At 59.8% G+C, this 23,510-nt stretch carries 24 protein-coding genes; 12 read left to right on the forward strand and 12 right to left on the reverse strand.

Going from position 1 to position 23,510, the window contains the following annotated elements:
* Positions 1-117: 117 nt before the first annotated feature.
* Positions 118-3,867 carry a hypothetical protein gene (locus Q8X51_RS16370; protein ID WP_407694410.1) on the forward strand — a complete coding sequence of 1,250 codons (3,750 nt, stop codon included), beginning with the start codon at positions 118-120 and terminating at the stop codon, positions 3,865-3,867.
* On the opposite strand, the gene Q8X51_RS16375 is transcribed toward Q8X51_RS16370, so the two are convergent.
* The 5 genes from Q8X51_RS16375 to Q8X51_RS16395 all read right to left on the reverse strand — a co-directional run bounded on the left by Q8X51_RS16375 (position 3,864) and on the right by Q8X51_RS16395 (position 7,327).
* Entirely contained in the window at positions 3,864-4,934 is a 1,071-nt protein-coding gene (locus Q8X51_RS16375) for an NAD(P)H-dependent flavin oxidoreductase (RefSeq protein WP_137212296.1), read from the reverse strand. The two genes, Q8X51_RS16370 and Q8X51_RS16375, sit on opposite strands and share 4 nt — an antisense overlap.
* 105 nt (positions 4,935-5,039) lie before the next feature.
* Positions 5,040-6,086 (reverse strand): bifunctional DNA-binding transcriptional regulator/O6-methylguanine-DNA methyltransferase Ada, encoded by a 1,047-nt coding sequence (gene ada / locus Q8X51_RS16380; protein ID WP_065927481.1) that lies wholly within the window; start codon positions 6,084-6,086, stop codon positions 5,040-5,042.
* Between the two features lie 75 nt (positions 6,087-6,161).
* Entirely contained in the window at positions 6,162-6,827 is a 666-nt protein-coding gene (gene alkB, locus Q8X51_RS16385) for a DNA oxidative demethylase AlkB (protein WP_074846828.1), read from the reverse strand.
* Between the two features lie 4 nt (positions 6,828-6,831).
* Entirely contained in the window at positions 6,832-6,999 is a 168-nt protein-coding gene (locus Q8X51_RS16390) for a hypothetical protein (protein WP_162844264.1), read from the reverse strand.
* 25 nt (positions 7,000-7,024) lie between these two features.
* On the reverse strand, positions 7,025-7,327 hold the full coding sequence (locus Q8X51_RS16395) for a DUF1883 domain-containing protein (protein ID WP_003173824.1): 303 nt from the start codon (positions 7,325-7,327) through the stop codon (positions 7,025-7,027).
* Between the two features lie 212 nt (positions 7,328-7,539).
* On the opposite strand from Q8X51_RS16395, the gene Q8X51_RS16400 reads away from it, so the two are divergent.
* Both Q8X51_RS16400 and Q8X51_RS16405 read left to right on the forward strand, forming a co-directional pair.
* A complete protein-coding gene (locus Q8X51_RS16400) occupies positions 7,540-7,890 on the forward strand; it encodes a hypothetical protein (protein ID WP_027606592.1) in 351 nt (116 codons plus the stop codon).
* A gap of 20 nt (positions 7,891-7,910) precedes the next feature.
* Positions 7,911-8,141, forward strand: coding sequence for a hypothetical protein (locus Q8X51_RS16405; RefSeq protein WP_027606591.1), 231 nt, complete (start codon positions 7,911-7,913; stop codon positions 8,139-8,141).
* Between the two features lie 9 nt (positions 8,142-8,150).
* On the opposite strand, the gene Q8X51_RS16410 is transcribed toward Q8X51_RS16405, so the two are convergent.
* Positions 8,151-8,432 (reverse strand): hypothetical protein, encoded by a 282-nt coding sequence (locus tag Q8X51_RS16410; protein WP_065927483.1) that lies wholly within the window; start codon positions 8,430-8,432, stop codon positions 8,151-8,153.
* Between the two features lie 141 nt (positions 8,433-8,573).
* Positions 8,574-8,759: a hypothetical protein gene (locus tag Q8X51_RS16415; protein WP_017528082.1), complete on the reverse strand. Its 186-nt coding sequence runs from the start codon at positions 8,757-8,759 to the stop codon at positions 8,574-8,576.
* A gap of 308 nt (positions 8,760-9,067) precedes the next feature.
* Between Q8X51_RS16415 and galU the strand changes: the two genes are divergently transcribed.
* The gene (gene galU / locus Q8X51_RS16420) at positions 9,068-9,907 is read left to right on the forward strand and encodes a UTP--glucose-1-phosphate uridylyltransferase GalU (RefSeq protein ID WP_003212579.1); all 840 of its coding nucleotides are present in this window, start codon (positions 9,068-9,070) and stop codon (positions 9,905-9,907) included.
* 100 nt (positions 9,908-10,007) lie between these two features.
* Entirely contained in the window at positions 10,008-11,366 is a 1,359-nt protein-coding gene (gorA, locus tag Q8X51_RS16425; RefSeq protein ID WP_407694409.1) for a glutathione-disulfide reductase, read from the forward strand.
* Here the strand turns inward: gorA and Q8X51_RS16430 are convergent, their stop codons facing one another.
* The gene (locus tag Q8X51_RS16430) at positions 11,367-12,374 is read right to left on the reverse strand and encodes a DNA-binding protein (RefSeq protein ID WP_065946966.1); all 1,008 of its coding nucleotides are present in this window, start codon (positions 12,372-12,374) and stop codon (positions 11,367-11,369) included. It abuts the gene before it with no gap.
* Positions 12,375-12,544: 170 nt separating this feature from the next.
* On the opposite strand from Q8X51_RS16430, the gene Q8X51_RS16435 reads away from it, so the two are divergent.
* From Q8X51_RS16435 to ahpF, 3 genes are all read left to right on the forward strand, one after another.
* Positions 12,545-13,477: a site-specific integrase gene (locus Q8X51_RS16435; protein WP_065927486.1), complete on the forward strand. Its 933-nt coding sequence runs from the start codon at positions 12,545-12,547 to the stop codon at positions 13,475-13,477.
* Positions 13,478-13,610: 133 nt separating this feature from the next.
* Complete coding sequence (gene ahpC / locus Q8X51_RS16440) at positions 13,611-14,174, forward strand: alkyl hydroperoxide reductase subunit C (RefSeq protein ID WP_003173835.1); 564 nt, start codon at positions 13,611-13,613, stop codon at positions 14,172-14,174.
* A gap of 130 nt (positions 14,175-14,304) precedes the next feature.
* Positions 14,305-15,870, forward strand: coding sequence for an alkyl hydroperoxide reductase subunit F (gene ahpF / locus Q8X51_RS16445; RefSeq protein WP_407694408.1), 1,566 nt, complete (start codon positions 14,305-14,307; stop codon positions 15,868-15,870).
* A gap of 63 nt (positions 15,871-15,933) precedes the next feature.
* Here ahpF and gloA read toward each other — a convergent pair whose 3' ends face one another.
* Entirely contained in the window at positions 15,934-16,455 is a 522-nt protein-coding gene (gene gloA, locus Q8X51_RS16450) for a lactoylglutathione lyase (RefSeq protein WP_053129696.1), read from the reverse strand.
* A 199-nt stretch (positions 16,456-16,654) separates the two neighbouring features.
* Here gloA and Q8X51_RS16455 point away from each other — a divergent pair, with 199 nt between their 5' ends.
* A complete protein-coding gene (locus Q8X51_RS16455) occupies positions 16,655-17,191 on the forward strand; it encodes a DUF4946 domain-containing protein (protein ID WP_065927786.1) in 537 nt (178 codons plus the stop codon).
* 111 nt (positions 17,192-17,302) lie between these two features.
* On the opposite strand, the gene Q8X51_RS16460 is transcribed toward Q8X51_RS16455, so the two are convergent.
* From Q8X51_RS16460 to Q8X51_RS16470, 3 genes are all read right to left on the reverse strand, one after another.
* Entirely contained in the window at positions 17,303-17,668 is a 366-nt protein-coding gene (locus Q8X51_RS16460; RefSeq protein WP_027606583.1) for a histone-like nucleoid-structuring protein, MvaT/MvaU family, read from the reverse strand.
* Positions 17,669-17,851: 183 nt separating this feature from the next.
* Complete coding sequence (locus Q8X51_RS16465) at positions 17,852-19,408, reverse strand: EAL domain-containing protein (RefSeq protein WP_065927489.1); 1,557 nt, start codon at positions 19,406-19,408, stop codon at positions 17,852-17,854.
* Between the two features lie 31 nt (positions 19,409-19,439).
* A complete protein-coding gene (locus Q8X51_RS16470) occupies positions 19,440-20,366 on the reverse strand; it encodes a LysR family transcriptional regulator (RefSeq protein WP_407694407.1) in 927 nt (308 codons plus the stop codon).
* A gap of 77 nt (positions 20,367-20,443) precedes the next feature.
* On the opposite strand from Q8X51_RS16470, the gene Q8X51_RS16475 reads away from it, so the two are divergent.
* The 3 genes from Q8X51_RS16475 (at position 20,444) to Q8X51_RS16485 (ending at position 23,484) form a co-directional block, all read left to right on the forward strand.
* Positions 20,444-21,367 carry a DMT family transporter gene (locus tag Q8X51_RS16475; RefSeq protein ID WP_074846823.1) on the forward strand — a complete coding sequence of 308 codons (924 nt, stop codon included), beginning with the start codon at positions 20,444-20,446 and terminating at the stop codon, positions 21,365-21,367.
* Between the two features lie 246 nt (positions 21,368-21,613).
* Positions 21,614-22,690 (forward strand): 4-hydroxyphenylpyruvate dioxygenase, encoded by a 1,077-nt coding sequence (gene hppD, locus Q8X51_RS16480; protein WP_027606579.1) that lies wholly within the window; start codon positions 21,614-21,616, stop codon positions 22,688-22,690.
* 230 nt (positions 22,691-22,920) lie between these two features.
* The gene (locus Q8X51_RS16485) at positions 22,921-23,484 is read left to right on the forward strand and encodes a fimbrial protein (protein ID WP_065927492.1); all 564 of its coding nucleotides are present in this window, start codon (positions 22,921-22,923) and stop codon (positions 23,482-23,484) included.
* The last annotated feature ends 26 nt before the right edge of the window (positions 23,485-23,510 follow it).

Consider the following 23,510-nt stretch of genomic DNA (forward strand, 5'->3'; position numbering starts at 1 on the left):
GAATCGATGTCGGCGTGCGGTCGAGATTTCCTCCCGTCGACACCCCCATGGCTGACAGCCGGGCGCTGGTCGCAACGCGATAGTGAGCGGCGTATTGATCTGAAACGGAAGCACATCATGGGCAAGGAATACGCTTACATCGACGTGGGCGCGACAAACACCGAGAGCAGCGAGGCTTACACGCAAGCATGGATAGAGCGGGTATTGGCTCAATCCACGCTGGAACCTCAGGCCAAGGCACTGATCCGGGCGGACGCCCTGATCCCCGTCGAATTCTCGGTATTCGATACCGATGACAGCCAGCGACAGCCGATCATTGTCGAGAACGAGTCGTTGCCGCTGTGGCACATCCTCAACGATCGGTTTCCCTGGCAGGCATATGCCGGCAAGCAGCAAAACACCGACAGCGTACAAACCAAAGTCCTGATGCCGTATTTCTACGGTGAGGTGGCACGGGAGCTGAATTTCACGCGATTTTTCCTCGGTCGCATCCGCGTCGGTGGGCAGATCCACGCGGGCTTTTGGGTGCAGCATGAGTTGATGATGCCTTACCAGGCGGTACTCAAGACCGAGGTGGTGGTGCTATCGGTGTGGAACACCCACGCCGAAATGATGGCGGAAATCTGGTTCGACCTGCCTCCCACATCCCGGGGGGCCAACCAATGGCCCAAGGCGATCAGCCTGGAGTGGCCGGGCATGCGCATGGGTGTGCAGTCGGGCAGCCGCTTCGAGTATTCAGCCGATACGAGCCAGAACCGGCTGTGGCTCAAACCCTTCGAAGAGCCGGTGGGGGTTGCGATCTTGAGTATCCTTGCGCGGTGGACACTCAAGGACGTGCAGCTGCCAGACACTCACATAGAGCCCAATCAATTGCTCAAGGTGACCCTTGGCAATCTTCCAGGCGGTGCGCCAGCGCTGGAATACTCGATCACCGTCGCCCAGGAATATCGAGCGTCAGGACGCTGGCAATATTATCTTGCGGTCTATTTGAATCACCGTTGTCCTTGGGTGAACTGCGGGGTGATGGATGAAGAGGGCGTGATCCGCGCACAAAGTGACCAGCAGAATGTCTGGTTCGTGCGCAGCGACGCCTCCCAGGCGTCTTTTTCGATACAGATATTGCCTGGGGACCTGGCGCAGTGGCTGGAGGGCGTGCCGACGTCGATACAGCCGGTTACGCCCCCCAAGGCCTGGCAAAAATGGGACAACCTGCTGAGCAGTGTGTGGAACGCCGAACTCTCCAAGGACTATATCCAGAACCTTATCGAGCGCTGCCTGAACAAGTCCGGGCTGCCGCAACGGACGCAGGATCGGTTCAGGGACGAAAAACGGTTTCGCTATAAATACCAGGTGGGCTACCCGGTCTATTCGGCGGGCATGACCGCCTATGCGCCACCGCGCTACAAGCATTTTTCTTTCTTGCAGGTGCTGACGGGCGAGCCGCAGCGCACGGCGTATTTCCAGGAAACCATCGCCAACATCCATGTCAGCGGGGAACCGCTGTCGAGCGTGGAAGTGCGCACCCTGGGCCGCTTGCGCGACATCCTGTATGAAACCTTTGTCGCCGATATCGACGAACTGGCGCGCAACACCGACTACAAACAACTGTTTGGCGAAACCTGCGAGGCCTTGGCCAAGGTCCGCGCGGCACAGTTCCTGGTCGATGATGCTGAGCAGGATGTGTCCCTGCGTGAACTCGCCCATCGTTTTCTCAAAGGGGAAGTCAAGCCGCGCCTGCTGCTGTTCCGGGAAAAAGTGGTGCCCAATGCGTTGGTGCTCAAGCTCAGTTCACAGAAGGCGCTCCTCATCTCACTGAACATGGCAGAGCTCACTTGGGCGGTGTGGCAGCCCAGCGGTGTGGCGGGGCACCCCAGTGACGACTTGATGCGGTTTATCACGCACCACCTGCCATTTCCGGAAAAACTCAGTGTGGAGCGCTCGGATTTCTATCCGCAGAAAAAGCGCTACGGCTATCACTACCGCCGCGTGCCACCGCAGCCGGTGGCTTTCCGGGAGGTGACGAACATCAACGATGCGCTGTATGAGATCGGTATCGGCGAACTCAAGCACATGATGAATTACGCGGTATTTTCCTCCGATGAAGAGCGGCGCCTGGCGAAATGGGGCCTGTTCAAGGTCGCTACCCGCGCGGTGTCCAGCCTGGTGATAGCGGCGGTCGGTCCCGCTTCGGGCGTCGGGGCTTTGCTGTTGTCCGGCGGTGTCGGCCTGATCGCCAATGTCGCGGACGCAAGCTTCTCCTACCAACTGGCCCGCAGCATGGACCGACCCGAGGATTACGCCGCCTATGTGTATGAGTGCAAGTTGGGCGTCTTGCTGGGCGTGGTGGAGCTGGTTGCCGACGTTACCCTGGCCAGGGGGCAACTGCGCACGCTGTTGAAACGGTCGGCCCAGACCGGGAAGTTGCTGTTGCCGGCCTTGAGATCCCGTGAGCGCCCGGACCCCCCTGTTTCCCTGGAACAGGCGAGCGCCTCCACGTTATTCCTGCCCACATCAGCGGACCTGCTGGGCATGCGCGGTCGTCTGGAAAAGCTTTATCGCGACGCCAATAAGCTGGCCGAATTGGCGGGCGACTCCGAGGCTTCGAGTACAGGCGGCTTCGTTGAGTCCAAGCGCTGTGCGGACTACCTGTCAAGCCAGTCCTGGGACGTACAGGCTATCGGCGTCTTGCTGTTCGCCGAACCGGACGACCCGCGTCCCCAGTGCCATTTCGCCCTGTCGGTTCGCAATGAAAGTGATGCGGCGGTGCTGGACACGGGGTTGGGGCGCCTGGACCCTTCGGCGCAGCAACTGGCCTATTTTGATTCCATCGCCGGTTGGGAGCAGCGCGTGCAGCAAGCACCGGCGTCGAGCGGCAAATTGGTGGTCTACAAGCTCTACGCCAACGTCATCGAGGCCAGCCATGAGCTCAACACGGTGTTCCGGCTGGGAGTGAGTTGGGGGCGTTTCTTCAATACCGGCAGCTATTCGGTCCTCGCGTGTCCGCAGCGATTTATCACCGCCATCCAACGCCAACTGCCCAGGTTATGGGATGTGCTTTCCCGGGAGCTGCCAGGGGGCGCGTCGCAACTGACGACGGCGTTGCAAAATACGCCGCAGCCGTTCGATCACGCCGGCCTGTTGCTGCAGGTCAGTAACCTGCGGGGCTTGATCGATGAATCCGAGGATATGTTGCGCCGTACCGTTGGGGTGCCTGTGGTTGGCAACCTCAGGGCGCAACTGCTGGGGGCTTTCCGGAGCTGGCGCCACGAGTCGCTGGAAGAGTATGTGGAGCTGATGGACAGCGTTATCGCAGAAGAGGCGGAGTTGGTGCGCGGAGCATTGGCTCACCTGGACCAGTTGCAATCGGGCCTCGCCAGCCCGATTGCCACGGCGGAGAACGCCCTGGTCGATTGCGTCGACTGGATCGCACTGCGGGCCGGCCAGGAAGACGACGACTGGCGCAGTTTGCTGCGCAGCGAAATCGAACGCTATGTCAAGGGGGATCGCGCCAGTGCGGACCTGTGTACAAGGGCGCAACTCGACTACCTGCACCAGACGCTGGCCGCCCATCGCGAAGTGCAGATACACCACGTACTGGGGGCCAGCTACGAACGACTCTCCATGAGCACCGGCCAGGCGCTGTTTGCTATCGGGCTGAAGTTGATCAACGCCATGGCCACCCATCGGCAGTCCGATTGCTTCTTCGCCTTGATCATGACCTGCCAGCCCTACGAGAACAGTAACGAGCACTTCGCCCGCATCATCTACGGTATCCACGCCCTGCGGCAAAAGCGCTTCATGGTACTGACCCAGGCCCACGAAAACCGCCTGAGCGGGCTACGACCTGCGGAACCTGTACCGCTCTAGTCCGGCGTGCGGGTAAGCGTCTTGAGGGCTTGCGCGGCGAGCAGCGTGGTCAGTTCGCGCGTCGACAGTGCGTGCTTGAGCCCGACGGCCTGCCCGGCCCACTGAGAGCCAAAACCGGCTTCCTCCCTGGCCTTCAATGGCATCAGCGCGCCGCCTGCCAGGGGGAAGGCCGGCGCCGCCGGGTTCACCGGTCCCAACTCACGCATCAGGCGATTCAAGAGGCCACGGGCAGGGCGTCCGGTGAACAGGTTGGTCAGCGCTGTGCCACTGGCCTGGGCCGTCAGCAAGGCCAGATGGTGGGCCCGGCTGAGCGTCGCCTCCGGGGTGAACAGGTACGCGGTGCCGATCTGCACCGCCGAGGCTCCGAGGACGAAGGCCGCAGCAATACCGCGCGCATCGCCGATTCCGCCGGCGGCGATTACCGGGACGCTCACTGCGTCCACCACTTGCGGGACCAGGGCCAGCGTGCCGATCTGGCTGCTCAGGTCCGAAGCCAGGAACATTCCCCGATGCCCGCCGGCCTCATACCCCATGGCGATAATCGCGTCGCAACCGTGCCGCTCCAACCAGATCGCTTCCTCGACCGTGGTGGCCGAGGACAGCACCTTGGCCCCGGTCGCCTTGACACGTTCCAGCAGGTTTTTTTCCGGCAGGCCGAAATGAAAGCTCACGACCTCGGGGCGGTGTTGCTCCACCACTTCGCAACTGGCGACGTTGAACGGGGCGCGATTGGAGACCGGAGTCGGCGCATCAAAATCGGCGCCCAGTTCGCGGTAGTAGGGTTCCAGCAAGGCCTTCCAGTGGCGATTGCACTCCTCATCCGGCTCCGGCGGCTGATGGCAGAAGAAATTGACGTTGATAGGCCCGGTACTGGCATGGCGCACGGTGGCCAGGGTTTCATGCAGTTGCTCGATGCTCAGCATCGCCGCGGGGATCGAACCCAGCGCACCGGCCTGGTTGGCGGCAATCACCATGGCGGCGCTGGTCGCACCGGCCATCGGTGCCTGGATGATGGGCACGTCGATGCCCAGCAGGTCGAGAATACGGGTGTCTGGCCAGGTGCTCATGGGACGTGTCTCCAGTATCAGTGAGGCTTGTCGCTGTTTTAACAGGGCCCTTGGCACCCGGCCAGTCTGTTTTATTCACTGGACGAGGGACGTTTTTCGTGCACGTCAGTGGTCTCTTTCCCGCTCCAGCAGCTGCCGCTTGCGTTCAACCCCCCAGCGATAGCCGGATAGATCGCCATTGCTGCGCACCACCCGATGACAGGGGATCGCTACCGCCAGGCTGTTCGCCCCGCAGGCTTGGGCCACCGCGCGAAAGGCCTTGGGCGCGCCGATGCGTTGGGCGATCTGCCCATAGCTGGCCGTGCTGCCCACCGGAATCTCGCGCAGGGCCTGCCACACCCGTTCCTGGAACGCGGTGCCACGCAAGTCCAGTGGCAAGTCCAGGCCCAGGGCCGGCGCCTCGATAAAGCCCACCACCTGCGCGATCAGTTGTTCGAAACGGCGGTCGGCCCCCACCAGGTTGGCCCTGGGGAATTGATCCTGCAGGTCGCGCACCAGTTTGTCCGGGTCATCCCCGAGCAGAATCGCACACACGCCACGGGCGCTCTGCGCCACCAGGATTGCACCCAGCGAGCATTGCCCGACGGCGAACAGAATATCGTTGTTGGTGCCGCCGGCCTTGTAGTCGCTGGGCGTCATGCCGAGCCGTTGGTTGGCCGACTCATAAAAGCGGCTGTTGGAATTAAAACCGGCTTCATACAGCGCGTCGGTTACCGAATGCGGGCCCTTGAGCCCCTCGCGGACCTTGCGTGAGCGATGGGCGCTGGCGTAACCCTTGGGGGTCAAGCCGGTCACGCCTTTGAACACCCGGTGGAAATGGAACGGGCTCAGGCCGGCCCGGCTCGCCAGCGTGCTGAGGCTGGGCGCGGTGTCGGCGTGTTCGATCTGCCGGCACGCGTCAGCCACCAATTGCGCATGCTGCGCAGCCAGTTGTGTCTGGTCACCGGCTGCGCGTTTGCTGGCGCGATAACCGGCGGCCTCGGCCTGTGCCGGGGTGTCGAAAAACTCGATATTTTCCGGGCGGGGCAATCGCGAGGCGCTGCTCGGGCGGCAATACACACCGGTGGTTTTCACGCCGTAGACGAACAGCCCATCGGCTTTCGGATCGCGGGCAAGAATCGCAGCCCAGCGCGGATCTTGTTCGGTAGTCATGGTTGGCACTCTTGACGGATCCTGGCCAGATTAGCCGTGCTGCAGTGGCCTGGCACTCCGAAGCTTGCGGTCAAATCAGCCGGCGGTGCGAAAAGTGAGGTTGATACGTTGCGGGCCCATGATCGGGTGCACGCCTTCCTTGATCGGCATCACCCCATGAAAGCGCAGCCGATCGACGCCGCCCCAGACCACCACATCACCATGGAACAGCGAGACCTTGCGGGTCTTGTCACTGCGGGCGTGGCCACCGAACAGGAAAACTGCCGGCAGTCCAAGGGATATCGACACGACGGGCTCGCTGTAGCGACGTTCATTCCTGTCCTGGTGCAAGGACATTTTCGCGCCCGGAACATAACGGTTGATCAGGCAGGCGTCGGGGGCAAAGTCGACAAACCCGGCGTCTGCCGCGGCTTCTATGGCCAGTTGGCGCAAGGTGTCCGGCAGCGCTGGCCAGGGTTGCCGGGTGCGAGGGTCCAGGGGCGTGTAGCGGTAGCCGCTGGCGTCGCTGGTCCAGCCCAGCGCGCCGCAACTGCTCAAGGCCGCCGACATGGTAAAGCCACCGGGCGTAACCATTTGCCGAAATGGCGATTGCGCCAGCACACGGCGCAGTTCTGGCAGAAGGCGCTCAATCCAGGGCAGGGCATAGCCCCTTAACACGTAGGACTGTTCGCCGATCTGCTCACGTGCTGCGGGTTGTTGCAGGGCGTCATCGGCGAACAGGTCATCAGTGGGGCCGGGCATTGCCTTACAGCGCCTTGCTCACGTTGATGTCGCTGATGACATCGCTGGCATCGTGGATTTTCGCCAAGGCCTGCAAGGCCTCTTCCACGCTATTGTTCGTCAGTTGGGCGAACTCAAAGCGGCGTTCGCCGTTGAGCTTGTACTTGATCACGTATTTGGTGGTAGCAGTCACGGTGATTTCCTCTGGCGTCTTCGAGTCAGCTCAGCTTGGTGCTGGTGCGACGTACGATGCGAATCTTGTGGGACAGCGCCGGCTTGCGGGTGACGCTGATCGCGCGACGCGTCACCACGTCCAGGGTGATGTTCCAGAACCCGGTGCTGGGTGCGGTGATCTTGGCGGGGAACTTGTCGAAGGCGCCGCCGTGGTATGTGTGGCGACCGCCATTCTTGAAGCTGCGAAAGTTCGCGTCGCTCATCAGGCGAATATTGCAAGTCTGCGAGCATTCGATGACGACAATGTCTCCCTCGTTGAGGTGCTCGCGCTGGTGGATAAATTTCATGAGGGTGTCTCCAGAAGGGCTTTTTCTGCAAAATCAGAATGATACGTAGGTTAAGATAGAGTTTATCAGCCCCAGCGCGTTTATTATCGGCCCGTCTTCAACGGCGTCGACAATTTAAAACAGTTATTTACCGAGTTATCAGGGATAAATCCTACGTGGGCGGGAGAAAATTACCATCTCCGCTGTCGTAGGGTCTTTATTGGAGGTTTTGTATGAAGTGGAGTGTGTTGGTTCTGGCCTTGGCGATAGGTGGGTGTGCTTCGGTTGCAGATATCAAGCAGACCCCGCCGACGTTGGCCGTCATTTCCGGGAAAAAACCCCAGGAGTATGCCGCGTGTGTGGTAAGGAAACTGTCGGCTACTCGTCGGCCGCCGCAGATTGAACCGCATAAAGATGGTGTGCAGGTTATCGTGCCGCAGAAATTTTCCGCCGATCCTTCGGCTATTTTCGAAATTGAAGAGCGCTCCAGCGGTAGCAGCATCAAGCTCTACGAGAGCATGTCCAACGTGCCGATTCGCCCGGGTGATGTGAAAAAAGCCGGGGAAGAGTGCATTTCCGGTTGATGCTGCTGGGGAAGGCCGATATGAAGCGTGAACACGTTAAGGCCCGTCATGCCGAGGGTGAAATCTCGGCCACCCATGTCATCCAGAACCCAGCCGACCTGGGTGAGTGGATCGTCTTCTTCAAGAAAAGCGGAGGTCGCAGCTTTTTTCTGGTGGATGATCAGGATGAAGTCGAGTCCTTTGCCAGTCTTGACGAGTTGAGCGAGATCCTTCGGGAGTTGGGCATTAAATTTGCCGAGATCCACCTGTAACCCTCGGGGTTACTTGCAGACCACCACCACACTGCGACTTTTGTAGTTACCCACATCCTTGCCCAGAGTCTTGTCATCTTCGCTCAGCGCGGGTGTGCCCTCGGTGCCGATGATGCGGTAGCCGGTGCCTGCGCAGGAGGCATCGGCTTTTTCGTAGCAACTGGCCCAGGAGTTGGCTTCGCCTGAACAGTCGATGGTCAGGCCTTGCTCGCCGTTCTTGAGGTAGACATCGGATGTGGTGGTGCAGCCGGCGAGTGCCAGTACCGCAGTCAGTGCCAGAAATTTGTTCATGTGTGTTCGTCGTCGAGGGTGTGGGAGGGGCGCTGACACTGTCGTGGGGCGTTTTTGGAAGATTATAGCGAACTGCCATCTAGGTACAGGCAAAACCAAAAAAGCCCCGTAAGTCGGGGCTTTTTGCATAGGCCTGGAGGCTTACTTGCCCTTCGGCCTTTTGCTCGACGCGTGGCCCGCTTCATCCACAAACACTTCGGCGACTGCGATTGCCATGCTTTCGGTCTCGAAAACGCCCGCGACGCTGTCTCCGTGGAAATTGATCAGGTGCCAGCCGTCTGCTCGCTTGGTGATCAGGTAACCGTTCACGCCTTTTGGTTCTGACATCTATTAACAATCTCATGGTCTGATTCAAGGGTGCAATGATAGCGCCAAATGTTCCAGGACCGCGCAAGTTATTCCAGGTCAGTGTTCCAGCCTGAAAAGCGTGCTAAAAGGGTTGCAGCCCCTTTAAGCATGAGCAGGCGGCTTTTTTTAGCGTGCCGGCAGAGCCGCTCTTTGTAAGATCAGCGGAACTTACGCCGACATTTTTTCTCTAGATGACATCGCAACGCCAGCAGGACCCATTGTAAGGTGACTGCGGCCTGATTAGACTGCGCCGAATTCCGTACGCACAGCCCTTTGTAAGGACTTATATGATCAAGAAATGCTTGTTCCCAGCAGCCGGTTACGGCACTCGCTTCTTGCCAGCGACCAAGGCCATGCCCAAAGAGATGCTGCCGGTGGTAAACAAGCCACTGATTCAGTACGGCGTCGAAGAGGCATTGGATGCCGGTCTGAACGAAATCTCTATCGTCACCGGTCGCGGTAAACGCGCACTGGAAGACCATTTCGACATCAGCTACGAGTTGGAAAACCAAATCAAGGGCACCGACAAGGAAAAATATCTGGTCGGTATCCGCAAGCTGCTGGACGAGTGCTCTTTCTCCTACACCCGCCAGACTCAGATGAAAGGCCTCGGCCACGCCATCCTGACCGGTCGCCCATTGATCGGTGACGAGCCGTTCGCCGTAGTACTCGCGGATGACCTGTGTGTAAACCTGGAAGGCGACGGCGTACTGACCCAGATGGTCAAGCTGTATCAGAAATACCGTTGCACCATCGTTGCGGTTCAAGAGGTCGATCCTCAAGAGACCAACAAGTACGGCGTGATTGCCGGTGACGACATTGGTGATGGCCTGATCCGCGTACGCGACATGGTCGAGAAGCCGGCGCCTGAAGATGCACCGTCGAACCTGGCGATCATCGGTCGTTACATTCTAACCCCGGACATCTTCAAGCTGATCGAAGAAACCGAGCCAGGCAAGGGTGGCGAGATCCAGATCACCGACGCCCTGTTGAAGCAGGCCAAAGACGGTTGTGTGATCGCCTACAAGTTCAAGGGGCGTCGTTTTGACTGCGGTGGCGCCGAAGGCTACATCGAAGCCACCAACTTCTGCTACGAGCACTTCTACAAGACTGGCAAGGCTTACTGATTCACGCAGGCCTGCCTTTGAAAAAGCCACCTTCGGGTGGCTTTTTCGTTTTTCAGCCCCATGTAAGTCGGTATGCTGATGTCCTGCCGAGGAGAATGAAATGGCCTACGATTTTGACCTGTATGTAATTGGCGCCGGTTCCGGCGGTGTTCGCGCGGCGCGCTTTGCTGCGGGCTTTGGGGCCAAGGTGGCCGTGGCGGAAAGTCGCTACCTGGGCGGCACCTGCGTGAACGTTGGCTGCGTGCCGAAGAAACTGCTGGTGTACGGTGCGCATTTTGCCGAGGACTTCGAGCAAGCCAGTGGCTTTGGCTGGTCCCTGGGTGAAGCGAATTTTGATTGGCCGACCCTGATCGCCAACAAGGATCGCGAGATCAACCGCCTCAATGGCATCTACCGCAACCTGCTGGTCAACAGCGGCGTGACCCTGCATGAGGGGCATGCGCGCCTGGTTGACCCGCACCAGGTGGAAATCAATGGCGAGCGCTTTACGGCCAGGCACATCCTGATCGCTACCGGGGGCTGGCCGCAGATTCCGGATATTCCGGGGCGTGAGCATGCGATTGGCTCCAATGAGGCGTTCTTCCTCAAGGCGTTGCCCAAGCGTGTGCTGGTGGTGGGCGGTGGTTATATCGCGGTTGAGTTCGCCGGGATTTTCCATGGCCTGGGCGCGCAGACCTCGTTGCTCTATCGCGGCGATCTGTTCCTGCGCGGCTTTGATGGTTCGGTGCGCACGCATCTGAAGGAAGAATTGACCAAGCGCGGCCTCGACCTGCAGTTCAATGCCGATATCGAGCGCATTGAAAAGCAAGCCGATGGCAGCCTCAAGGCCACCTTGAAAGACGGTCGCGTGCTGGAGGCCGATTGCGTGTTCTATGCCACTGGCCGACGTCCGATGCTGGATAACCTGGGGTTGGAAAATACCAGCGTCAAACTGGATGAACGCGGTTTCGTCCAGGTGAACGACCAGTACGAGACCACCGAAGCGTCGATCCTGGCGATCGGTGATGTGATCGGCCGTGTGCAGCTGACGCCGGTGGCTCTCGCCGAAGGCATGGCCGTAGCGCGTCGCTTGTTCAAGCCCGAGCACTACCGCCCGGTGGATTACGCAATGATCCCGACAGCGGTATTCAGCCTGCCGAATATCGGTACGGTCGGCCTGACGGAGGAGGAGGCGAAGAAGAGCGGGCACAGGGTGCAGATCTTCGAAAGCCGTTTCCGCCCGATGAAGCTGACCTTGACCGAGTGCCAGGAAAAAACCTTGATGAAACTGGTGGTCGACGCGGACACCGATAAGGTATTGGGCTGCCACATGGTCGGTCCGGATGCGGGCGAGATCGTCCAGGGCCTGGCGATCGCGCTCAAGGCCGGCGCGACCAAGCAGCACTTCGATGAAACCATCGGTGTGCATCCCACGGCGGCAGAAGAGTTTGTCACCATGCGCACGCCTGTGTCCGACTGATCAGGCTGGCGGTGTTGCCTCTGGCGCCGTTGCAACGGCGGCGGCCAGGCGCAAGGCTTCGATAGTGGCGTGGGCCTTCATAAGCTCCAGTTCCAGGCGCTTGTTGGTGTGCCCGTGCTCAGCCAGCGCTTGTTGGCGTGACTCACTTTCAAGCAAGGCCACCCGCAGGCGCTCCTGAAGGAGAGTGCGCTCGCTGTCGATCTGGCTCACGTGTTCGCTCAGCTTCAGTTGCTGGGCCTGGTCTTTGCGGGTTTGCTCCTGCAGCGCAGCCAGTTCCTTTGCCGTCACTCGGTGCTCGATCAGCAGGCGCTCGTTGTCACGGTGCAGCTGGGTGATTTCGTCCTGGCGAACCATTGCGCTTTGCTGGGCTTGGCGCAGCTCTGCCTGTACTTGCTGCAGTTGGCCTTCGTGGCGCCGCTGTTCCTGCTCGCGCTGCTCCTTGATCGCATTGCGGTAGTGCTCAAGCGCCTCGCGGGCGTGCAGGTGCTTTTCTTCCAGCGAGCGAATCTGTTCGTCCTTGTCGTTGATCCTTAGCTCGTAATCGCTGCAGGCTTGGCTGAGCCCGGCGTTGCGCGTTTGCTCGGTTTGCAGGCTGGTACTGGTGGTTTGCAGGGCAGCGCTTTCTTCTGCCAGTGCAGCCGCCTGAATATCGAATTGTTGCTTGAGTTCGCCGTGAGCTTCTTCAAGCGCCTCGATCTGGGCGAGCAGGGCGGATTTTTGCTGTTCGAACTGCGCAAGGGCCAGGTCAATCGGCTCTTGAGCCTTGTCCTTCAAACGCTGCGCCAACCGTGCAACCAGCTCACCCAGCTCGTCGTCGATCGGCGCTTCGGTGATAGTCAGGCGGGCTTCGCTGTCGTCCAGCTCCTTCAAATAGCGGTGGATCGTGGTTTTCGAGCCGGTATTGCCCATCTCGATGCGTACCGCGTCGATGCTGGGGTTCTCGCCACGGGCAAGGATCGCCAGGCGTGCCGTTTGAACTACTGCTTTATTAATGCCGCCGCGAGCCATGGGGTCTCCGTCGATTTAGTACTGTGGTATGTATTATGTAGATACATACTCTAACACGAATAAAAACTCGTTAAAATTCATGATTTAACAGATGGGATATTGGCGTATTATCCCGTGTCATGAGCGACTGGAGCGCTTATACCTCTGCCAGCAGTACGAATAGGCCTCCCATGAGCGATCTGGACCGTTACCTCAACGCCGCCACCCGCGATAACACGCGCCGCAGCTATCGTGCGGCGATCGAACACTTCGAAGTCAGTTGGGGCGGATTTCTGCCGGCCACCAGCGACAGCGTGGCGCGTTACCTGGTGGCGCATGCCGGCGTGTTGGCAGTCAACACCTTGAAGTTGCGGCTCTCGGCATTGGCGCAATGGCATACCAGCCAGGGCTTTCCCGATCCGACGAAAGCGCCGGTGGTGCGCAAGGTGCTCAAGGGGATTCGCGCCGTGCACCCGGCGCAGGAGAAGCAGGCCGAGCCGTTGCAACTCAGGCATCTGGAGCAGGTCGCGGCCTCCCTTGAGGCTGAAGCGCGAGAGGCCAGTGAGGCGCATGACCCACCGCGGTTGCTGCGCGCCAAACGTGACACTGCGCTCATCCTGCTGGGCTTCTGGCGCGGTTTCCGTAGCGATGAGTTGTGCCGATTAAGTATCGAACACGTGCAGGCAACACCCGGTGCAGGCATCAGTCTGTACCTGCCGCGCAGCAAAAGTGACCGCGACAACCTCGGCAAGACCTATCACACCCCGGCGCTGCTGCGCCTCTGTCCGGTGCAGGCCTACAGCGAATGGCTCAGCGCCTCGGCCCTGGTGCGCGGTCCGGTATTTCGCGGTATCGATCGCTGGGGAAACCTGGGGGAGGAGGGCTTGCACCCCAACAGCGTGATACCGCTGCTGCGCCAGGCGCTTGAGCGTGCGGGCATCGCCGCCGAGCAGTACACCAGTCACTCGCTGCGTCGGGGCTTTGCCACCTGGGCCCATTCCAGCGGGTGGGACTTGAAGTCGTTGATGAGTTACGTCGGCTGGAGCGACATGAAATCCGCCATGCGCTATGTTGAAGCGACGCCCTTTCTCGGCATGACATTGGCCACTCAACCGCTGCTTTGAGATTTCTTCTATTAATACCGTCACCTGATAGGGAAAACCAATCGTCAGCATCAGGTTTGCCAATGAGCCATCTGCCGAGAGAGTGGGTAGGATTCACTTCATCAACTTCTTAACCCCTGACGGAGAGTCAACGATGCCTATCATCAACAGCCAAGTAAAACCGTTCAAAGCAACCGCATACAAAAACGGCAACTTCGTAGATGTGACCGACGCTGACCTGAAAGGCAAATGGTCGGTAGTGTTCTTCTACCCAGCCGACTTCACCTTCGTTTGCCCAACCGAGCTGGAAGACCTGGCCGACAACTACGCCGAATTCCAGAAATTGGGCGTGGAAATCTACAGCGTTTCGACCGACACCCACTTTGCCCACGCTGCCTGGCACAACACTTCGCCAGCCATCGGCAAAATCCAGTACACCATGATCGGCGACCCGACCCTGACCATCTCCCGCAACTTCGACGTCCTGATCGAAGAAGCTGGCCTGGCTGACCGCGGTACCTTCGTGATCAACCCGGAAGGTCAGATCAAGATCGTTGAACTGAACGACGGCGGTGTTGGCCGTGACGCTTCCGAGCTGCTGCGCAAAATCAAGGCCGCTCAATACGTTGCTGCCCACCCAGGCGAAGTGTGCCCAGCCAAGTGGAAAGAAGGCGAGGCTACTCTGGCTCCGTCCCTGGACCTGGTCGGCAAGATCTAAGTCTGTGAAGACGTATCAAGGGCGGAACTCCGCACTTAAGTAAGCTGCATCCGCCCTCAAAACGCCCGGGCGAGAGTCGCTCGGGCGTTTTTTTGTCTGCAATAAACCGAATTAATAGGAAATCGCCCGTATGTTGGACGCCAATCTTAAAGCTCAGTTGAAGTCATACCTGGAACGGGTCACCCAGCCGATCGAGATCGTCGCCTCCCTCGACGACGGCGCGAAATCCCAGGAAATGCTCGCCCTTCTGCAGGACGTAACCAGCCTCACCACGCTGATTACCCTGAAGACCGATGGCGATGATGCGCGTAAGCCATCGTTCTCCATCAACCGCCCGGGTGCCGATATCAGCCTGCGTTTCGCCGGCATCCCCATGGGCCATGAATTCACTTCGTTGGTGCTGGCCCTGCTGCAAGTCGGTGGCCACCCGTCGAAGGCCAGTGTCGAAGTCATCGAACAGATCCGCGCCCTTAAGGGCGAGTTCAGCTTCGAGACTTACTTCTCGCTGTCCTGCCAGAACTGCCCGGACGTGGTCCAGGCATTGAACCTGATGGCCGTGCTCAACCCGAATATCCGCCACGTCGCCATCGACGGCGCGCTGTTCCAGGCTGAAGTCGACGAGCGTCAGATCATGGCGGTGCCGAGCGTCTACTTGAATGGCGTGAACTTCGGCCAGGGCCGCATGGGCCTGGAAGAAATCCTCGCCAAGCTCGACACCAGCGGCATTGAAAAAGCCGCCGAGAAAATCAGCGCCAAGGAGGCCTTTGATGTGCTGGTCGTCGGCGGTGGCCCAGCCGGTTCCGCAGCCGCCATCTACGCCGCACGTAAAGGCATCCGCACCGGTGTTGCCGCCGAACGCTTTGGTGGCCAGGTGCTGGACACCATGTCCATCGAGAACTTTATCTCGGTACAGGAAACCGAAGGGCCGAAACTGGCCAGCGCCCTGGAAGCCCACGTGCGTCAGTACGACGTGGACATCATGAACCTGCAGCGCGCCAGCAGCCTGGTGCCGGCGAAGAATGCCGGTGATCTGCACGAAATTCGCTTTGAAAGCGGTGCGACCCTCAAGTCCAAGACCGTGATCCTGGCCACCGGCGCCCGCTGGCGCGAAATGGGTGTACCGGGCGAGCAGGAATACAAGGCCAAGGGCGTGTGCTTCTGCCCGCACTGCGATGGTCCGCTATTCAAGGGCAAGCGTGTGGCGGTGATCGGCGGCGGTAACTCCGGCGTTGAAGCGGCCATCGACCTGGCCGGTATCGTCAGCCATGTGACCTTGCTGGAGTTCGACAGCAAGTTGCGCGCCGATGCGGTATTGCAGCGCAAGCTGTACAGCCTGCCTAACGTTGACGTGATCACCAGCGCGCTGACCAGTGAAGTCAAAGGCGATGGCCAGAAAGTGACAGGCCTGGCGTATAAGGACCGCGATACCGGTGAGTTCAAGACCCTCGACCTGGAAGGCATCTTTGTACAGATCGGCTTGCTGCCCAACACCGACTGGCTTAAAGGCACTGTGGAACTGACCCCCCGTGGCGAGATCATTGTCGATGCCCGTGGCGAAACTTCACTGCCAGGTGTGTTCGCCGCCGGTGACGTGACGACCGTACCGTACAAGCAGATCGTGATTGCGGTAGGCGAGGGCGCCAAGGCTTCCCTGAGTGCTTTCGATCACCTGATCCGTACCTCCGCTCCGGCGTAAGTCCAGGTCCGGAAACGAAAAACCCCATGAGTGATCATGGGGTTTTTTGTTGTGTGTTGAAACTTACAGCGGCGCTGGCTGGATGATCTCGACCCAGTACGCATCCGGGTCCTTGATGAACGCCAGGCTTTTCATGCGGCCATCGGTCAGGCGTTTCTGGAAATCGCAGCCCAATGCTTCGAAGCGTTCGCATGCGGCGACAATATCGGGCACCGAGATGCAGATATGGCCGAAGCCCCGTGGATCGGTGTTGCCGTTGTGGTAGGCGAAGTCGGCATCGTTTTCGGTGCCGTGGTTGTGGGTCAGTTCCAGGATGCCCGGGATCGACTTCATCCATTGGGTACGCGCGGCGGCGTCGGCCGGGATCTGGGATTTGTCCACCAGGGCCAGGAAGTACAGGCTGAATTCGGCTTCCGGGAAGTCGCGCTTTTCAACCAGGGAAAAACCCAGGACGCGGGTGTAGAAATCCAGGGACTTGGTGATGTCCTTGACCCGCAGCATGGTGTGGTTGAACACGAAGTTCGAGGTGGCGGTGTCAGGTTGGGCGGTGACGCCCGGGAAGGTGTTCAGTTCGTGCAGGCTCATGGGCCCTCCAGAAAAAAATGGGGCAAACGCGGCTCCAGGTAAGAGGAGCGTTCCCTTGGCTTGCGGCTGGCGTCCGTGCAGCCGGGCCATGATACGCAAGGCCCGCTTGCTGCGCCAAATGAAAAAGCGCGCGCAGGTCTTGCGACCGGCCGGTGGCGGGGCTCACACTTTGTCGCTTGAACGTTGGGTGTCTTTTGCAATGATCGAATGTCGTATACCGCTGTTGAGCGCTCTGTGTTTGCTGTTGGCCAGCCCCTGGGTGTGGGCGGGCGACCCGGAAATTCACTGGCCCAGCGGCTGGCAGGTAGAAGAGGTGGTGCCCGACGGCGACGCGCCGGCCACGCGGCAGCCGGTCTCGCGGCAGCGTGCGATCAAGAACGACGAAAATGGCAACACATTGATGGTGATGGAGTTGACGGGGACGCCGATCGAGGCCGGGCATAACGTTAATCTCCAGGGCGTATTGCTGGAGATGCGCAAGTCCATCCAGAAAGATTTTGCCCAGGGCGGTTATCAAAGTGTATGCAGCAAGATGCACTCGACAACACTGAGTCGCCTTGAGGCCGTGGAAACTACCTGTGTGATTACCGAGAATGGACGGCACGTCCTTTCGCAAACATTGGTGGGGGCTGTAGATACCGATAAAGCGTATGTTTTTTCATACGCGGGTCAAGCCGATGCCTACGAAGCCAGCAAGGATGAAGTCAGTTCGGTGCGCGCCAGCCTCAAACTTTAAGTGGGTTTCGCCCGTCGATTCTCAACAAGGTGAAATGTTATTTAAGTTCGGTTTCGAACCCTTGAATAAAAAAGCCCCGCATGTGCGGGGCTCTTTGTTAGTGCGCTGCGATCAGCCGCGAAGCCAGGAGTCTACAGTGGCCGCGCCATACTGTTCTTTCCAGGCCTTGAGGCCACGGTGGTTACCGCCCTTGGTTTCGATCAGTTCGCCAGTGTGCGGGTTGTGGTAAACCTTGACCACGCGCGCACGGCGCTGTTTGGGTGCGCTGGCGGCGGCAGCGCTGGTCTTGCCCGGGTTTGGATCAAGGATCAGGATAATGTCGCGCAGGCCTTTGCCGTAGGTTTTCATCAGTCCTTGAAGCTTTTCTTCGAATTCGATTTCTTTCTTCAGGCCAGCGTCGTTCTTCAGGGACTCCAGCTGGGCGAGCTGCTCTTGAAGGGCTTTTTCTGCTGCGCGAAATTCGGCGAGTCTGGACAAAATCTGTACTCCAATAGTGTATTTGGCTGATGTCAACTACAGACAAAGCTATAAGCCAATAGCGTTAAGGCGACTCACAGAAGAAGTCGTCCTGCGAGTTCTGCACAGGCAAGAAAAATTGTAGTAGTTAATCCGCCACGAGTAAATCACGTCTTTTGTCGTATTAACATTATTTCAACGCCGCTAGTGCGTGCCTATTGAATGGCTGGCCAGGTTTTTAATGAAATCATCGCAGGGTAAAGGCCTTCCAAACAGGTAACCCTGCAGGAAATCCACACCATGAGCGGCCAGGTATTCGCACTGCTCGGCAGTCTCTACACCCTCGGCAACGATGCCCAGGTCCAGCTTGCCGGACAATTCGATGATGCTGTCCAGAATATGCCGCGATAGTGCATCGGCACCGATCATGGCGACAAAACTCTGGTCGATCTTCAAGTAGTCCACATTGAAGTTACGTAAATAACCCAGGCTGGAGTGACCGGTACCAAAGTCATCGATGGCAATCATCACGCCCAGTTGATGCAAGGCGTCGAACAGTCGACGGGTAATATCCGTGGGCTCGATCAACTCGCGCTCGGTCAGCTCCAGCACCAAGGTCACCTGGCCCGGCGCAAAGGCGGCGAGAAATTCACGGCAATCCTCCACCAGTGCAAGGTCGTGGCAATGGCGCGCGGTGATATTCACGCCGATATGGAAGCCCGGGCTGAACTGCGTCGCATGGGGCGCCAGTTGGGTGGCGGTCTGGCGCAGCAGGGCACGGGTCATTGGCACTATCAGGCCGGAATGTTCGGCCAGCGGGATAAACAGATCGGGCCGGACCAGGCCTTCCTTGGGGTGCTGCCAGCGCATCAGCACTTCGCAGCCGGCCCATTCGCGGGTGTCACCGCGCACCACCGGCTGGAAGTACGGGATGAACTCATTGGCCCCCAACGCCCGTTGCAGCTCATGGGTGGGCGCCGAGGAGCGCTTTTGCAGCCAGTGCGCAAGCAGGCCCGCGAGGACGCCAAAGAACACCACCAGGCTGAACAGCGCCGGGTAACGTGCCTGCATATAGCGCCACACTTCACCGGCCGGCATGCCGGCGTCGACGCTGTAGCGATAACGCTCGGACGCCAGGTGATGATGGGCCACGGCAAATACCGGGACTGCAGTGTCGTGCACGTTGCCATCGGCGCCGAGCCAGTGAGGGCCGACTTGCAGCACAAGCTGCGCATAGCGGCTGATCAGGCGCAGGGCGTTGGTCAGGTGATAGCCGTCGATGGAGGCAAACGCCGCTTTGTCGCCGTCGACCAGGCGGTAGACCAGCAGCGCGGTATCCGGCGTAACCGGGTTGCCGTTCATCAGCCACAGGCGGCCATCGACGTAGTCATCCGGGTTTACCGGTGACTCGTAGTTGCTGCCGAACAGGGAGCTGCAATAAATGTTTTTCTGCCAGGACAAGGTCGTCGCCCGCACAAACGGCCGGCGCGTGACCTGTTCACGCAGCGCCAGTTGCGCGCCACTGTCACACGGCTGTCCGGCCAGGGGCAGCAAGGCCTGGGCGGCGAGGGCGGTATTGTCGAGCATCAGGTCGAATTGACGTACGGCTTCCTGGGCGGTTTGCGCGGTGCTTTGTTCGAGGGTGCGTTCGGCTTGCCAATACAGGATGGCCGCACCGAGCAGGATCGGCAGCACACCCGCCAACAGGCTGATCGCATAGCGGGTGAGAAGTCTTCGCGGGCCTTTGACAGTGAGGGGCATGGGTTCAGGCCTGTTGCGCAGGGGGAGGGCTTTACCGGCAGGCCGGCGGGGAATGTTCCGATGATAGATGGCCCGCTTGGAGTTTGCTCGCCCTGACAAGGCTTTGCGCAATCTCGATAAAGGCCACGGTGGCCGGTGACGACTGCCGACGATCCAGCACCGCCAGGCCGATCTGGCGCGGCACACGGGGCGAAAGGGGTCGCTTCACATAGCGCGGATCAAGTGCCTGGGGCAGCGACGCTTCGGCGACGATGCTCAGGCCATCGCCACGGCTGACCGCTTCCAGGGTGCTCAGCAGTTGTGCACAGCGGTAACGAATCCTTGGTCGCAGTTGTCCGGCGTCGAACAGGCGGGTGACCAGTTCCGAGGAGCCGGCTTCGGTCAGGATAAAGGCATCGTCGCACAGGTCCTGCAGGGCCAGCGTGTCCCGCGCAGCCAATGGATGATCTGCCGGCAGCAGCGCCACCAGCTCGTCCTCGAACACGGTAAAGGTGTCGTAGCGCTCCTGTTCCAGCACCACAAAGCCCACATCGATCCGTCGCTCATCCAGCCACTGCAGCACCTGGCGGTCGGGGCCTTCGTCCACATGCACCTCAATCCCCGGATGGGCGCTGCGAAACTCGCTGAGGATGGTGGGCAGCAGGCGAATCGACGCGGTCGGCCCGAACGAGCCGATGCGCAAGGTACCGCGCCGCATGCCCCGGGCATCGGCCGCTTCTTGTTGCAGGGTGTTGGCCAGGCCGAGCATGGCACGGGCACGTCCGAGTAATTGCCGGCCGATGTCGCTGGGTTCTACCAGTGACTGGTGGCGCCGAAACAGCTCCACACCCAGTTCCTGCTCCAGGGCCTTGATGGCATGGGACACCGCCGACTGGCTGATGCCCAGGCGGTGGGCCGCACTGGTAAAACCCTGCAGCTCGGCGACCAGCGAGAAGATTTCCAATTGGGTCAGGGGCATGAGTGAAAGCTCATTTTACGATGATTAGTTATTAGCTGAAGAATACGCCAATTCTCCCCGTACCTAGAGCCATCCCCATGCATCCCGCCTCCGACTACCTGACTTATTGCAAACTCGCCGCCGTCACCATGATCTGGGGCGGTACCTTTGTCGCCGGGCGCTTCCTGGCCGACCACCTCAATCCGCTGCTGGCCGCCAGCCTGCGTTTTATCCTCGCCAGCCTGGCGTTGTTGCTGTTCATGGCCTGCGCGCGTATTCGACTGTTACGCCCGAACCTTCGGCAGTTTGCGCAGCTGGCGGTGCTGGGCTTCTGCGGGATTTTTTTCTACAACCTGTGCTTCTTCTATGGGTTGCAGTACATCAATGCGTCGCGGGCTTCGTTGATCGTGGCGTTGAACCCGGCGGTGATCGGCCTGGCGAGCTGGCTGTTATTCAAGGAGCGGCTGAGTCGGATCAAGCTGCTGGGGATCCTGTTGTGCCTGGTCGGTGCCGGGACGGTCATTGTCAGCCGTAACCCGCAGTTGCTGCAGGCCACCGCCGATGCCTGGATCGGCGACCTGCTGATCCTTGGCTGCGTGGCAGGGTGGGGCGTTTATTCGTTGTGTGCCCGTGGGCTCAACCAAAGCCTGGGGCCATTGCAGACGGTCACCTGGTCGGTGCTGCTGGGCACGTTGATGTTGATCAGCACCGCGTTTGTCACCGCAAGCGTCAGCGTAGAAGCGCTCGGCCGCTTGCAACTCACCCAGTGGCTCAGCCTGGCCTACCTCGGCGTGTTGGGCTCGGCGCTGGCGTATATCGGTTACTACGACGGCATCCGGCGTATCGGCGCGACGCGCTCCGGCGTGTTTATCGCACTCAACCCACTGACGGCGGTGATCTGCGGTGCCTTGCTGCTGGGGGAGCAACTGACGGCGCCCATGCTGGCGGGCGGGGCCATCATCCTGCTGGGCATCTACCTGTGCAACAAACCCCTTGCACAGGCCAGGGCAATGGGGATTTGATAAGAGTACGGACAAACGCAGTTACGCTGTGTAGAATCGATTTACGCATACAAGAATATGGACTTGCGCTCACGCAAGCCTCGGCCGTCAGAGACTGATGTAACCATGAAGCTACTCGGCTCCCCCCTCATCTTTGGTGACTTCCTCGCCCGCAGTGTGCGAGGCCTTTCCTGCGCGCCGCCCTCCGACCTCATCCTTGCTCGCAAATAACCAATTGCTACCCACAAGAATGATGAGGCGCCGGCCATGACCGACCACTATGAAAACCCAATGGGCCTGATGGGCTTTGAATTTATCGAATTCGCATCGCCGACCCCGGGCACCCTGGAGCCGATCTTCGAGATCATGGGCTTCACCAAAGTCGCGAATCACCGCTCCAAGAACGTCCAGCTGTTCCGCCAGGGCGAGATCAACCTGATCCTCAACAACGAGCCCAACAGCATCGCCTCCTACTTCGCCGCCGAGCATGGCCCGTCGGTGTGCGGCATGGCGTTCCGCGTCAAGGACTCGCAAAAAGCCTACAACCGCGCCCTGGAGCTGGGTGCCCAGCCCATCCATATCGAAACCGGCCCGATGGAGCTGAACCTGCCGGCCATCAAGGGCATCGGCGGCGCGCCGCTGTACCTGATCGACCGTTTTGGTGAGGGCAGCTCGATCTATGACATCGACTTCGTCTACCTCGACGGCGTCGAGCGCAACCCCCAAGGTGCCGGCCTCAAGGTCATCGACCACCTGACCCACAACGTCTATCGCGGGCGCATGGCCTACTGGGCCGGCTTCTACGAGAAACTGTTCAACTTCCGTGAAGCGCGCTACTTCGATATCAAGGGCGAATACACCGGCCTGACCTCCAAGGCCATGAGCGCCCCGGACGGCATGATCCGCATCCCGCTGAACGAAGAGTCGTCCAAGGGCGCCGGGCAGATCGAAGAGTTCCTGATGCAGTTCAATGGCGAGGGCATCCAGCACGTGGCGTTCCTCACCGACGACCTGGTCAAGACCTGGGACGCACTCAAGAAGATCGGCATGCGCTTCATGACCGCACCGCCGGACACCTACTACGAAATGCTCGAAGGTCGCCTGCCGAACCACGGCGAACCGGTGGATCAACTGCAGGCGCGGGGCATCCTGCTGGACGGCTCGTCCATCGAAGGCGACAAGCGCCTGTTGCTGCAGATCTTCTCGGAAACCCTGATGGGCCCGGTGTTCTTCGAGTTCATCCAGCGCAAGGGCGATGACGGGTTTGGCGAGGGCAACTTCAAGGCGCTGTTCGAGTCGATCGAGCGCGATCAGGTTCGCCGAGGCGTGTTGACCGCCGACTGATCCATGTGGGGCCTGGCAGGCTGCCCAGGTGCTTGACGAACATGCTCCGTATCCCAAGGTACGGAGCATTTTTTTTGCCTGCCCATTCAGAACCAGCTTGAAACAAACGCCTTTTCCAGGCCTGGGAACCCGATTGATCGCGATTTCCACACATGGGGGGCGCAAGAGCTGATGTTCTCCTGTGTCGCAACCGTGCATTCCGCGAACCCAACTTTAAGGAAAGACTGACTATGACAAAACAAACTCTGGCGGCTGCAGTGCTGGCCTTTTGCGGCTTTGCCGCCAGCTCCGCTTATGCGGCAGACGGTACCATCACCATCACAGGCTCGGTCAGTGGCACCACCTGCACCATCAGTGGCGGTACCGGGGCCTCGCCAGGTTCGGGCGCCAACTTCCCGGTAGTGCTTGACCGAGTGCAAACCTCGGCCCTCAAGGCCGCAGGCGATACGGCCGGCGCCAAGCGCTACTTTGTCTATGTTGGCGGCTCGGGTGGGTGCCCGGACGGTACCAAGGTCGCCGTACGTTATGAGCCGACCAGCCCTGGCATCAACCCGGCAACCGGCAACTTGCGTAACACGGCCACGGCAACGCCGGCCTCGCGGGTGGAGGTACAAATCCTCGATGGTGCGACCTCCACGCCAATGGACTTGCGCACCGGCAACAACTCGACCGTTGCCACCGTTACCAATGGCCTGGCGACCTTGCCGTTCTACGCACGCTATATCGCCAACGGTGGCGCGGCGGGCGCGGGTAATGTCACCAGCAGTGTGCAGTACTCGGTCACCTTTCCTTGATGCAGCCACGCAGATGACCATCGCCT

It is taken from the genome of Pseudomonas sp. Yb2C2 (assembly GCF_052112325.1).
In the GTDB taxonomy this organism is placed as follows: Bacteria; Pseudomonadota; Gammaproteobacteria; order Pseudomonadales; family Pseudomonadaceae; genus Aquipseudomonas; species Aquipseudomonas marginalis.

Excerpts from the sequence above, each read along its gene's own strand:
- Q8X51_RS16395 (WP_003173824.1), bottom strand. The coding sequence starts at position 7,327 with ATGAAATTTATCCACCAGCGCGAGCACCTCAACGAGGGAGACATTGTC.
- Q8X51_RS16435 (WP_065927486.1), top strand. The coding sequence starts at position 12,545 with ATGAGCGATCTGGACCGTTACCTCAACGCCGCCACCCGCGATAACACG.
- ahpC (WP_003173835.1), top strand. The coding sequence starts at position 13,611 with ATGCCTATCATCAACAGCCAAGTAAAACCGTTCAAAGCAACCGCATAC.
- ahpF (WP_407694408.1), top strand. The coding sequence starts at position 14,305 with ATGTTGGACGCCAATCTTAAAGCTCAGTTGAAGTCATACCTGGAACGG.
- Q8X51_RS16400 (WP_027606592.1), top strand. The coding sequence starts at position 7,540 with ATGAAGTGGAGTGTGTTGGTTCTGGCCTTGGCGATAGGTGGGTGTGCT.
- gloA (WP_053129696.1), bottom strand. The coding sequence starts at position 16,455 with ATGAGCCTGCACGAACTGAACACCTTCCCGGGCGTCACCGCCCAACCT.
- Q8X51_RS16415 (WP_017528082.1), bottom strand. The coding sequence starts at position 8,759 with ATGTCAGAACCAAAAGGCGTGAACGGTTACCTGATCACCAAGCGAGCA.
- Q8X51_RS16470 (WP_407694407.1), bottom strand. The coding sequence starts at position 20,366 with ATGCCCCTGACCCAATTGGAAATCTTCTCGCTGGTCGCCGAGCTGCAG.
- alkB (WP_074846828.1), bottom strand. The coding sequence starts at position 6,827 with ATGCCCGGCCCCACTGATGACCTGTTCGCCGATGACGCCCTGCAACAA.
- Q8X51_RS16475 (WP_074846823.1), top strand. The coding sequence starts at position 20,444 with ATGCATCCCGCCTCCGACTACCTGACTTATTGCAAACTCGCCGCCGTC.
- hppD (WP_027606579.1), top strand. The coding sequence starts at position 21,614 with ATGACCGACCACTATGAAAACCCAATGGGCCTGATGGGCTTTGAATTT.
- Q8X51_RS16485 (WP_065927492.1), top strand. The coding sequence starts at position 22,921 with ATGACAAAACAAACTCTGGCGGCTGCAGTGCTGGCCTTTTGCGGCTTT.
- Q8X51_RS16375 (WP_137212296.1), bottom strand. The coding sequence starts at position 4,934 with ATGAGCACCTGGCCAGACACCCGTATTCTCGACCTGCTGGGCATCGAC.
- galU (WP_003212579.1), top strand. The coding sequence starts at position 9,068 with ATGATCAAGAAATGCTTGTTCCCAGCAGCCGGTTACGGCACTCGCTTC.
- ada (WP_065927481.1), bottom strand. The coding sequence starts at position 6,086 with ATGACTACCGAACAAGATCCGCGCTGGGCTGCGATTCTTGCCCGCGAT.
- Q8X51_RS16455 (WP_065927786.1), top strand. The coding sequence starts at position 16,655 with ATGATCGAATGTCGTATACCGCTGTTGAGCGCTCTGTGTTTGCTGTTG.
- Q8X51_RS16430 (WP_065946966.1), bottom strand. The coding sequence starts at position 12,374 with ATGGCTCGCGGCGGCATTAATAAAGCAGTAGTTCAAACGGCACGCCTG.
- Q8X51_RS16370 (WP_407694410.1), top strand. The coding sequence starts at position 118 with ATGGGCAAGGAATACGCTTACATCGACGTGGGCGCGACAAACACCGAG.
- gorA (WP_407694409.1), top strand. The coding sequence starts at position 10,008 with ATGGCCTACGATTTTGACCTGTATGTAATTGGCGCCGGTTCCGGCGGT.
- Q8X51_RS16405 (WP_027606591.1), top strand. The coding sequence starts at position 7,911 with ATGAAGCGTGAACACGTTAAGGCCCGTCATGCCGAGGGTGAAATCTCG.
- Q8X51_RS16465 (WP_065927489.1), bottom strand. The coding sequence starts at position 19,408 with ATGCCCCTCACTGTCAAAGGCCCGCGAAGACTTCTCACCCGCTATGCG.
- Q8X51_RS16410 (WP_065927483.1), bottom strand. The coding sequence starts at position 8,432 with ATGAACAAATTTCTGGCACTGACTGCGGTACTGGCACTCGCCGGCTGC.